At 35.1% G+C, this 10,391-nt stretch carries 7 protein-coding genes; all 7 read left to right on the top strand.

Going from position 1 to position 10,391, the window contains the following annotated elements; translation table 11 throughout:
* On the top strand, nucleotides 1-3,088 hold a 3,088-nt coding region (locus tag AAC053_RS03110), incomplete at its 5' end, for a TAT-variant-translocated molybdopterin oxidoreductase (protein ID WP_339752669.1).
* Nucleotides 3,089-3,116: 28 nt separating this feature from the next.
* Complete coding sequence (gene nrfD / locus AAC053_RS03105) at nucleotides 3,117-4,859, top strand: NrfD/PsrC family molybdoenzyme membrane anchor subunit (RefSeq protein WP_339752666.1); 1,743 nt, start codon at nucleotides 3,117-3,119, stop codon at nucleotides 4,857-4,859.
* Between the two features lie 8 nt (nucleotides 4,860-4,867).
* Nucleotides 4,868-5,404 (top strand): DUF3341 domain-containing protein, encoded by a 537-nt coding sequence (locus AAC053_RS03100; protein WP_339752663.1) that lies wholly within the window; start codon nucleotides 4,868-4,870, stop codon nucleotides 5,402-5,404.
* Between the two features lies 1 nt (nucleotide 5,405).
* Nucleotides 5,406-5,966 carry a cytochrome c gene (locus AAC053_RS03095; RefSeq protein WP_339752660.1) on the top strand — a complete coding sequence of 187 codons (561 nt, stop codon included), beginning with the start codon at nucleotides 5,406-5,408 and terminating at the stop codon, nucleotides 5,964-5,966.
* 22 nt (nucleotides 5,967-5,988) lie between these two features.
* Complete coding sequence (locus tag AAC053_RS03090) at nucleotides 5,989-7,332, top strand: quinol:cytochrome C oxidoreductase (protein ID WP_339752657.1); 1,344 nt, start codon at nucleotides 5,989-5,991, stop codon at nucleotides 7,330-7,332.
* Nucleotides 7,333-7,356: 24 nt separating this feature from the next.
* Nucleotides 7,357-8,421, top strand: coding sequence for a cytochrome c oxidase subunit II (locus tag AAC053_RS03085; protein ID WP_339752654.1), 1,065 nt, complete (start codon nucleotides 7,357-7,359; stop codon nucleotides 8,419-8,421).
* Between the two features lie 37 nt (nucleotides 8,422-8,458).
* Nucleotides 8,459-10,252 carry a cbb3-type cytochrome c oxidase subunit I gene (locus tag AAC053_RS03080; RefSeq protein ID WP_339752651.1) on the top strand — a complete coding sequence of 598 codons (1,794 nt, stop codon included), beginning with the start codon at nucleotides 8,459-8,461 and terminating at the stop codon, nucleotides 10,250-10,252.
* The last annotated feature ends 139 nt before the right edge of the window (nucleotides 10,253-10,391 follow it).

Raw genomic sequence — 10,391 nt, 5'->3', positions numbered from 1 at the left:
ATACTGGAAAAGTGTTGAAGAGCTAAACGAAAATAGCTCTATTGTTGAGACGCTACAACAAAATGAATTTGTGGAAGAAATTCCAACAGATGAATTTTTAGGAGATAAAGAAGTATTAGAATCTTCATCTACATCGCGTCGTGATTTCTTAAAATACGTTGGTTTTAGTACAGCAGCTGCGTCTTTAGCAGCTTGTGAAGGGCCGGTAATTAAATCAATTCCTTATGTAGTGCAACCAACAGAGATTGTTCCTGGTGTGGCCAACTATTATGCAACAACAATTGCAGATGGTTTTGATTTTGCTAGTGTTTTAGTGAAGACTAGAGAAGGAAGGCCAATTAAGATTGAAAACAATACTGATGCTGGTGCTAATGGTATTGCAAACGCTAGAGTAAATGCTTCAGTTTTAGGGCTGTATGATAGTCTTAGGGTTAAATCGCCAATGAAAGGTGAGACAGCTATTTCTTGGGATACATTTATGTCTGAAACGACTTCTAAATTAAATGGACTAAAAGACGGCAAGGAAGTTGTATTCTTAACACAAACTTTAGCAAGTCCATCTACACATAAATTAATTGCAGAGTTTAAAGAAAAGTATGGTAATGTGCGTCATGTAACTTATGATGCTATTTCAGAATCAGCTGGCTTAGATGCTTATCAAGCCAAATACGGCTCAAGAGGTCTTGCTAATTATGATTTCTCTAAAGCAATGACTATTGTTTCTGTTGGTGCAGACTTCTTAGGAGATTGGCATGGTGGAGGATTTGATTCGGGCTACTCAACTAAACGGGTTCCGGATCATGGAAAAATGTCTAGACATATACAGTTTGAATCTAATATGTCGTTATCCGGAGCAAATGCGGATATGCGTGTACCGTTAAAGCCAAGTGAGCAAAAATTAGCATTAGCTAAATTATATAGCTACGTTACTGGGAATTCGGTAGGTGATGTAAATCTTCCTGAAGGATTAGATAAAGCAATTAAGGCTGCAGCTAAAGAATTAAGTTTAGCAGGCAGTAATGCAGTTGTAGTTACTGGCATTCAAGATGTAAATGCACAAGCTGTTGTTTTAGAATTAAATGAATACTTAAATAGTAAAGCATTTGATCCTAAGACTACAATAAAAACAAGACAAGGAAACGATAATGCAGTCATGCAATTAGTTTCTGATATGAAGGCAGGTAAAGTTGGAGCTATTATTATGAATGGTGTTAACCCAATATATTCATTGCCAAACGCTAATGATTTTGCTGAAGGTTTAGCGAAAACAGATTTATCTATTGCGTTCTCAATGAAACAAGATGAGACGTCAACAAATTGTCAATATATAGCAGCAGCACCTCACTACCTAGAATCTTGGGGTGATGTAGAAATGAAGTCTGGTCATTATTCAATGATGCAACCAACTATTCGACCATTATTTGATACAAAACAATTTCAAGAAGTGCTTTTAGCATGGAATGGAAATGGCACATCATATAGAGATTATCTTAAATCGGTTTGGACTGCTGATATTCTCAATGGTTCTTCATTTAATGAAGCTGTTCAAGATGGTGTTTTTATAGCATCAAACACAGTAACTACAGAAGCTTCTGCTTCATTAAATACAGAAGAAGAAGTTAAAACGCCGAGTGGAAATGCTGCAAGAGATTTAGCAGCATCTGTTAAAGGCAGTGCTATGGAATTATCACTTTATACTAAAGTTGGTTTAGGTGATGGTCAACAAGCAAATAATCCTTGGTTACAAGAATTCCCTGATCCTATAACAAGAACATCTTGGGATAATTACCTTACAGTATCTAATGCTGATGCTGATGCTATGGGCTTTGTACATAAAAATGTTGCTAATGGAGGTCTTAATGGTAGTTATGCAAATGTCACGGTTAATGATGTCACAGTTTCTAATGTGCCAGTAATTATTCAACCAGGACAGGCTAAAGGTTCTGTCGGTATGGCATTTGGTTATGGTAGAACTGCAGGTCAAAAAATAGAAATGCAAACTGGTGTTAATGCTTATCCATTATACCAAAATTTCAATACAGCACAGAGCGTTAATATTGAAAAAGCATCTGGTGAACACGAATTTGCATGTGTCCAATTGCATAATACTCTGATGGGTCGTGGAGATATCATTAAAGAAACAAGTTTAGAGATATTTAACACAAAGGGTAAACGTGTTTGGAATAAAGTTCCAGAAGTATCCTTAAATCATGTGGAAACCCCAATAACATCTCCAGATGTAGATTTATGGGATGAGTTTGACCGTTCAATTGGTCACCATTTCAATTTATCAATTGATTTAAATGCTTGTACAGGTTGTGGATCTTGTGTCATTGCATGTCACGCAGAAAATAACGTACCAGTTGTTGGTAAGTCTGAAATCAGACGAAGTAGAGATATGCATTGGTTGCGTATTGATAGATATTATTCTTCAGAAGATACATTTGAAGGGGATAACGAAAAGAAAGAAAATGCTGAAGGTTGGTTTACAGGACAAAAACAAGCATTAAGGGAAATGGAGCATGGAGCAAGCAATCCACAAGTTGCATTTCAACCTGTAATGTGCCAGCACTGTAACCATGCACCTTGCGAAACAGTTTGCCCTGTTGGCGCACCTGTGCACGGTCGTCAAGGTCAAAGTCAAATGATATATAACCGTTGTGTAGGTACAAGATACTGTGCAAATAACTGCCCTTATAAAGTACGTCGTTTTAACTGGTTCTTATACAATAAGAATGATGAGTTTGATTACTACATGAATGACGATTTAGGCCGTATGGTATTAAACCCAGATGTTACTGTTCGTTCTCGTGGTGTGATGGAAAAATGTTCTATGTGTATTCAAAAGACACAAAAAACTATTTTGGATGCAAAGCGAGATGGTAGAGAAATTAAAGATGGAGAATTTGAAACGGCCTGTTCTGCAGCATGTGGAAACGGAGCTATGGTGTTTGGAGATGTTAATGACAAAGACAGTAAGATTGCAGCATTAAAAGAAGATGATCGTATGTATCACTTGTTAGAGAGCGTTGGCACTAAACCTAACGTTATTTATCAAACAAAAGTGAGAAACACATCAAAAGCATAAATTAAATTTAAGAAACAATTATATAATTATGGCGTCTCATTACGAAGCACCTATTAGAAGACCTTTAGTAACCGGAGAAAAATCGTATCACGATGTTACTGTTGATGTCGCTAAACCCGTAGAAGGTAAAGCCAATAGAGCATGGTGGATTGTTTTCAGTATTGCTTTGGTCGCATTCCTTTGGGGAATAGGTTGTATTATTTATACTGTATCTACAGGTATTGGAACTTGGGGTCTAAACAAAACCGTAGAATGGGCTTGGGATATTACTAACTTCGTATGGTGGGTTGGTATTGGTCATGCAGGAACACTGATTTCTGCAGTACTACTACTCTTCCGTCAAAAATGGAGAATGGCAATTAACCGCTCAGCGGAAGCAATGACCATTTTTTCTGTAATCCAAGCAGGTTTGTTTCCAATAATTCACATGGGTCGTCCATGGTTGGCGTATTGGGTATTACCTATTCCTAACCAATTTGGGTCGTTATGGGTAAACTTTAATTCACCATTGCTTTGGGATGTATTCGCTATTTCTACGTATTTATCGGTTTCAATGGTATTCTGGTGGACAGGTTTATTACCAGATTTTGCTATGATTAGAGATAGAGCGGTTAAGCCTTTTCAAAAGAAAATCTATTCTTTATTAAGCTTCGGTTGGTCCGGTAGAGCAAAAGATTGGCAACGTTTTGAAGAAGTGTCTTTGGTACTTGCAGGTTTGGCAACACCTTTAGTACTTTCTGTACATACTATTGTATCGTTTGATTTCGCAACATCGGTAATTCCAGGTTGGCATACAACGATATTCCCACCTTACTTCGTTGCTGGTGCAGTATTCTCAGGATTTGCAATGGTAAACACGCTTCTTATTATTATGAGAAAAGTATGTAACCTTGAAGATTATATTACAGTGCAGCACATAGAATTAATGAACATTGTAATCATGATTACAGGATCTATAGTTGGTGTGGCATATATCTCTGAGTTATTTATTGCTTGGTATTCTGGTGTAGAATATGAGCAGTACGCATTTTTAAACAGGGCAACAGGTCCTTACTGGTGGGCTTATTGGTCTATGATGACTTGTAACGTGCTCTCTCCACAATTTATGTGGTTTAAGAAATTAAGAACAAGTATCATGTTCTCATTCTTTATTTCAATTATTGTAAATATTGGTATGTGGTTTGAACGTTTCGTAATTATTGTAACATCGTTGCATAGAGATTACTTACCATCATCTTGGACAATGTTCTCACCAACATTTGTTGATATAGGTATCTTTATTGGAACTATAGGTTTCTTCTTTGTGTTATTCTTATTGTATGCTCGTACATTCCCAGTAATTGCCCAAGCAGAAGTAAAAACAATATTGAAATCTTCAGGTGAGCGTTATAAGAAAATTAGAGAACGTGGTGATAGTTTAGTAGGTACAGGAGCAGATGTTAGAACATCAAATTCGATTTCTGCCAATGTAACAATACCTACTAATACTGAGGAGCATTCGGGAGATAATTCTGTTAAAGTAAATGACCTCTTAGGTAGCATTGGTGCTTTTAATACAGCGACACAAACAGCAGACGATTTAAAAATTATCAATGGTATAGGGCCTAAAATGGAAGAAGTACTAAACAGTATAGGTGTTTACTCATTTCTTCAGGTTAGTAAGATGACCAAAAAAGAATATGACTTGTTAGATTCAATTACAGGTTCTTTCCCAGGAAGAGCAGAACGTGATGATTGGTCAGGGCAAGCTAAAATATTATTAAACAACTAATATAGTCTATGGAAGCTTCAAAAGTAATTCATGCTATTTATACAGATGATGATGTGTTAATGTCAGCCGTTAAAAAGGTTAAGGCAGAAAAACATCATATCGAAGAAATTTACACACCGTTTCCAGTTCATGGGCTAGACAAAGCTATGGGACTAGCACCAACACGTATAGCCATAACGTCTTTTATATATGGCTGTTTTGGGTTGATTATAGCTATTTGGATGATGTACTATATGATGATAGAAGATTGGCCTCAAGACATAGGTGGAAAGCCAAGCTTTAGTTATTTGGAAAATTGCCCAGCTTTTGTGCCTATTATGTTTGAGTTGACCGTGTTTTTTGCAGCACACTTAATGGTTATGACGTTTTATATGCGCAGTAGAATGTGGCCATTTAAAAAAGCTGAAAACCCTGATCCAAGAACTACTGATGACCATTTTTTAATGCAAGTAGCTGTGCACAACAATGAAGAATCATTAGCATCTCTTTTAAAGGAAACTGGTGCAGTTGAGATTAATATTATTGATAAAGAAGATGAACATTAATATGAAAGCTATACTTAAAATATCTGTAGTACTTATTTTGCTAGTAAGTTTTGTTTCTTGTCAAAAGAACTCAAGACCAAACTACCAGTATATGCCAGATATGTACGAGTCTGTTGGTTATGAGGCTTATCAAGAATCTGATGCATTCGCAAGTGGTGTTGAAGCACAAATTCCTGCAGAAGGAACAATTCCTAGAAATCAGCCTTTGCCATTCGAAATTAAGAACACAATGGAAGGTTATGAATATGCTAAGACAACATTGAATAATCCTTTAGATTCTAAACAAGTTAATTTTACTGAAGGTAAAATACTATATGATATTTATTGTGGTATTTGTCATGGCACTAAAGGTGATGGTCAGGGTAAATTGGTTCAGCGCGAAAAAATATTAGGAGTTCCTGGCTATGATGATGCAGGTAGAGCAATCACAGCAGGTAGTATTTACCATGTTATATATTACGGTAAGAATACTATGGGTTCTTATGTTAACCAATTGAACGAAACTGAACGTTGGCAAGTTGTAGCTTATGTTGAAAAGCTAAAAACTGATTTAGAAAAATAAGATTTAGATAAAGATTATATAAATGGAATATAAAATTTCAAATCGATTAAAAATAGGGGCTATCATCTTAATTGTCATAGGATCATTAGGTGTTGGTTATGGCTTTATAGACTCTCAGAGCTATAATGAAGACAACATAACTGAGTTTCTTGCTAATGAAGTCGATCATGGTGACGCGCATGCAGTTGAAGCTCATGGTGAATCTGCTGCTCAGGTTGAAGAAAGTCATGGTGAAGAAGGTAATGTTGAAGATGGACATAAAATGACTCATGAAGAACATGAACTACATAAAATACATAATAGACCATGGTCTGCATTATATGTAGCAGCATTCTTTTTCTTTATGATTGCCTTAGGTGTATTAGCCTTTTATGCCGTTCAACACGCATCTCAAGCTGGTTGGTCGCCTGTATTATTTAGAGTAATGGAAGGTATTACGACTTATGTATTTCCTGGTGGATTAATAGTTTTAGCTATTGCATTTTTAGCAGATAAGCATTTATTTGTTTGGTTAGATCCAGATGTTCTAGCTCATGATGCTCTAATTCAAGGTAAAGAGAGTTGGTTAAACAAACCATGGTTTTTTATAAGAGGTATTATCTTCTTAGGAGGTTGGTCTTTATATAGATATTTTTCTAGAAAGTTTTCGGTTGCGCAAGATAATGCCGATGTAAACGACAATAGAAACTTTAAAAAGAACTTCAGAATTTCTGCAGCATTCTTAGTATTCTTCATCTATACAGAATCAATAATGTCTTGGGATTGGATAATGAGTGTAGATCCTCACTGGTTTAGTACTTTATTTGGATGGTATGTATTATCAGGTATGCTTGTTTGTGGTATAACTGTGATTGCGATGATTGCGATTTACTTAAAATCTAAAGGCTTATTAGAATATGTAAATGATAGCCATATTCACGATTTAGCTAAATTTATGTTTGGTTTCAGTATTTTCTGGGCCTACCTATGGTTTTCACAATTCATGTTAATCTGGTATTCAAATATACCAGAAGAAGTAACTTACTTCGTAACACGTATTGAAGATTATAATTTACCATTCTTTGGTATGGTAGCAATGAACTTTATATTCCCGCTATTATTATTAATGAATAGTGATTACAAACGTATTCCTTGGTTTGTTGTTATGGCAGGTATTGTAATTCTATGTGGTCACTATGTAGATATTTTCAATATGATTATGCCTGGAACAGTTGGTGATAGATGGTTTATAGGTGTTCCAGAAATAGGCGCAGTATTACTATTTGGAGGGGTATTTATACTTATTGTGTTTAAAGCACTTGGCAAATACCCATTACTGGCAAAAGGAAATCCATTTATTAAGGAAAGTGAACATTTCCATTATTAATTTTAAATAAGAACAGAAACGATAATGACTGCTTTATTAACTATTATAATTGTACTCTTTGTTGCTGTTGCCTTATGGCAAATGGTAAAGATTTTTGATTTGGCTCAAGTTGGTTCATCAAATACGCAAATTGCGGATGATAATGACAACAGGCTAAATGGCTACTTAATGATGGGATTCTTAGTATTCATCTATGCCATAACTATAGCTAGTTTTTGGTATCTAGGTGATTTACCATTAGTGTCTAATGCGGCATCGGCGCATGGGCCTGATATAGATAACCTTATGATAATTTCAATGATTATCATTTTTATAGTGCAAACTATAACTCAATTTTTGCTACACTATTTCGCTTTTAAATATAAAGGTGAAAAGGGAAGAAAAGCCTTGTTTTACGCAGATAATAATTTATTAGAAGCGATATGGACTATTATTCCTGTAATTGTTTTAGCGGGTTTAATTATTTGGGGTTTATTCACTTGGAATGACATTATGAATGTTAATGAAGAGGAAGATCCCTTGATTATTGAATTATACGCACAACAGTTTAACTGGAAAGTGCGATATAGTGGTAATGATAACGTACTTGGTAAGGCTAATGTAAGACTAATTGATTTAGATAGAGCTAATATTTTAGGTATAGCAGAAGATGACCCAAATGCACAAGATGATGTCATTGTATCAGAATTGCATTTACCAGTAGGTCAACCCGTATTATTCAAAATGCGTTCTCAAGATGTATTGCACTCAGCATATATGCCGCACTTTAGAGCTCAGATGAACTGCGTACCAGGTATGGTAACACAATTCGGTTTTACACCAACGATTACTACAGCAGATATGCGTCAGAATCCTGATATGATTGATAAAGTTTATAATATCAATACAATCAGAACTGAAAAGAGTAAGGCTTTAGCAGCGAAAGGTGAAGAAGCTTTAGAGCCATACGAATTCGATTACTTATTATTATGTAATAAAATTTGTGGAAAATCGCACTACAATATGCAAATGAAGATTATTGTAGAAACACAAGAAGAATACGACGCTTGGATGAGTGAGCAAAAAATATTTGCAAATTCATTAAACTAAAATTAAAAATCATTTTTAAGCAATAGATAAAGAGATTATGTCAGCAACAGCAGATACACACGGTCACGACGATCACGACGTACATCATCACAAAGAGACTTTTGTAACTAAATATATATTTAGCCAAGATCATAAAATGATTGCAAAACAGTACCTTATAACAGGTACTATTATGGGTGTTATTGGTGTTTTAATGTCAATAATGTTCCGTATGCAAATTGCATGGCCAGAAGAGCCAAATGTATTGTTTGAAGCCTTATTAGGTAAATGGGCACCAGATGGTGTTATGGATGCTGATATATATCTAGCCCTAGTTACCATACACGGAACCATAATGGTGTTCTTTGTTTTAACAGCTGGCTTAAGTGGTACATTTAGTAACTTATTAATTCCATTGCAAATTGGAGCAAGAGATATGGCTTCTGGGTTTCTTAATATGATATCCTATTGGTTATTCTTTCTTTCTAGTGTAATAATGATTATTTCATTATTTGTAGAAGCTGGTCCAGCTGCAGCAGGTTGGACAATTTACCCTCCATTATCAGCCTTACCTATGGCGCAAGGAGGTTCAGGTATGGGTATGACCTTATGGTTAGTATCTATGGCAATTTTCATTGCATCATCATTACTGGGATCATTAAACTATATTGTTACTGTAATTAATTTACGTACAAAAGGTATGTCAATGACAAGATTACCATTAACAATTTGGGCGTTCTTTGTTACTGCTATAATTGGTGTTGTTTCCTTTCCAGTATTATTATCTGCAGCGTTATTATTAATAATGGATAGAAGTTTTGGTACGTCATTTTTCTTATCAGATATATTTATTCAAGGAGAAGTATTACATTATCAAGGTGGTTCTCCTGTATTGTTCGAGCATTTATTCTGGTTCTTAGGACATCCTGAAGTATATATTGTATTATTACCAGCATTAGGTATAACCTCTGAGATTATTGCTACTAACTCACGTAAACCCATTTTCGGCTACCGTGCTATGATTGCTTCAATTTTAGCAATAGCATTTTTATCTACAATTGTTTGGGGTCATCATATGTTTATTTCTGGTATGAATCCATTCTTAGGTTCTGTATTTACATTTACAACCTTATTGATTGCTATTCCTTCAGCTGTAAAAGCATTTAACTATATTACTACACTATGGAAAGGTAATCTACAAATGAATCCAGCTATGCTGTTTTCAATAGGATTAGTTTCTACATTCATTACAGGTGGTTTAACAGGGATAATTTTAGGTGATAGTGCATTAGATATAAATGTACACGATACATATTTCGTTGTCGCTCACTTCCACTTAGTAATGGGTATATCTGCACTTTATGGAATGTTTGCAGGAATTTATCATTGGTTCCCTAAAATGTTTGGTCGTATGTTAAATAAAAACTTAGGCTATTTACATTTCTGGGTAACAGCTATATGTGCTTATGGAGTATTCTTCCCAATGCACTTTATAGGTATGGCTGGCTTACCACGACGTTACTACACTAATTCTAATTTTCCATTATTTGATGATACAGCTAATGCCAATGTTGTTATTACAATATTTGCTATCGTTGGAGGTATTTTTCAACTGGTATTCTTATATAATTTCTTCAGTAGTATTTTCTTCGGAAAGAAAACGGTACAGAACCCATGGAGATCTAATACTTTAGAATGGACAGCACCTATAAAACACATACATGGTAATTGGCCAGGTGAAATTCCTCATGTGTACCGTTGGTCTTACGATTATAGTAAGCCAGGACATGACGAAGATTTTGTACCTCAAAATGTGCCAATGAAAGAAGGAGAAGAGGAATTGCAACATTAAACAAATACCTGCGAAATAAAAGATTCTCGAATTCAATATTATTAGATAAGAATTCATGAGTAATGCAGGAATCTCTTAATAAATATAAAAAGACCTTTGGATAGTTCAATCTTTCTAAAGGTCTTTTTCTTTATATTTG

This window comes from uncultured Winogradskyella sp. (assembly GCF_963975125.1).
In the GTDB taxonomy this organism is placed as follows: domain Bacteria; phylum Bacteroidota; class Bacteroidia; order Flavobacteriales; family Flavobacteriaceae; genus Winogradskyella.
Note: the sequence above shows the minus strand (reverse complement) of the source record. Positions and strands in the feature narration are given on the sequence as shown.

Coding starts and splice junctions, on each gene's coding strand:
- AAC053_RS03080 (WP_339752651.1), top strand. CDS start 8,459: ATGTCAGCAACAGCAGATACACACGGTCACGACGATCACGACGTACAT.
- AAC053_RS03090 (WP_339752657.1), top strand. CDS start 5,989: ATGGAATATAAAATTTCAAATCGATTAAAAATAGGGGCTATCATCTTA.
- AAC053_RS03100 (WP_339752663.1), top strand. CDS start 4,868: ATGGAAGCTTCAAAAGTAATTCATGCTATTTATACAGATGATGATGTG.
- nrfD (WP_339752666.1), top strand. CDS start 3,117: ATGGCGTCTCATTACGAAGCACCTATTAGAAGACCTTTAGTAACCGGA.
- AAC053_RS03085 (WP_339752654.1), top strand. CDS start 7,357: ATGACTGCTTTATTAACTATTATAATTGTACTCTTTGTTGCTGTTGCC.
- AAC053_RS03095 (WP_339752660.1), top strand. CDS start 5,406: ATGAAAGCTATACTTAAAATATCTGTAGTACTTATTTTGCTAGTAAGT.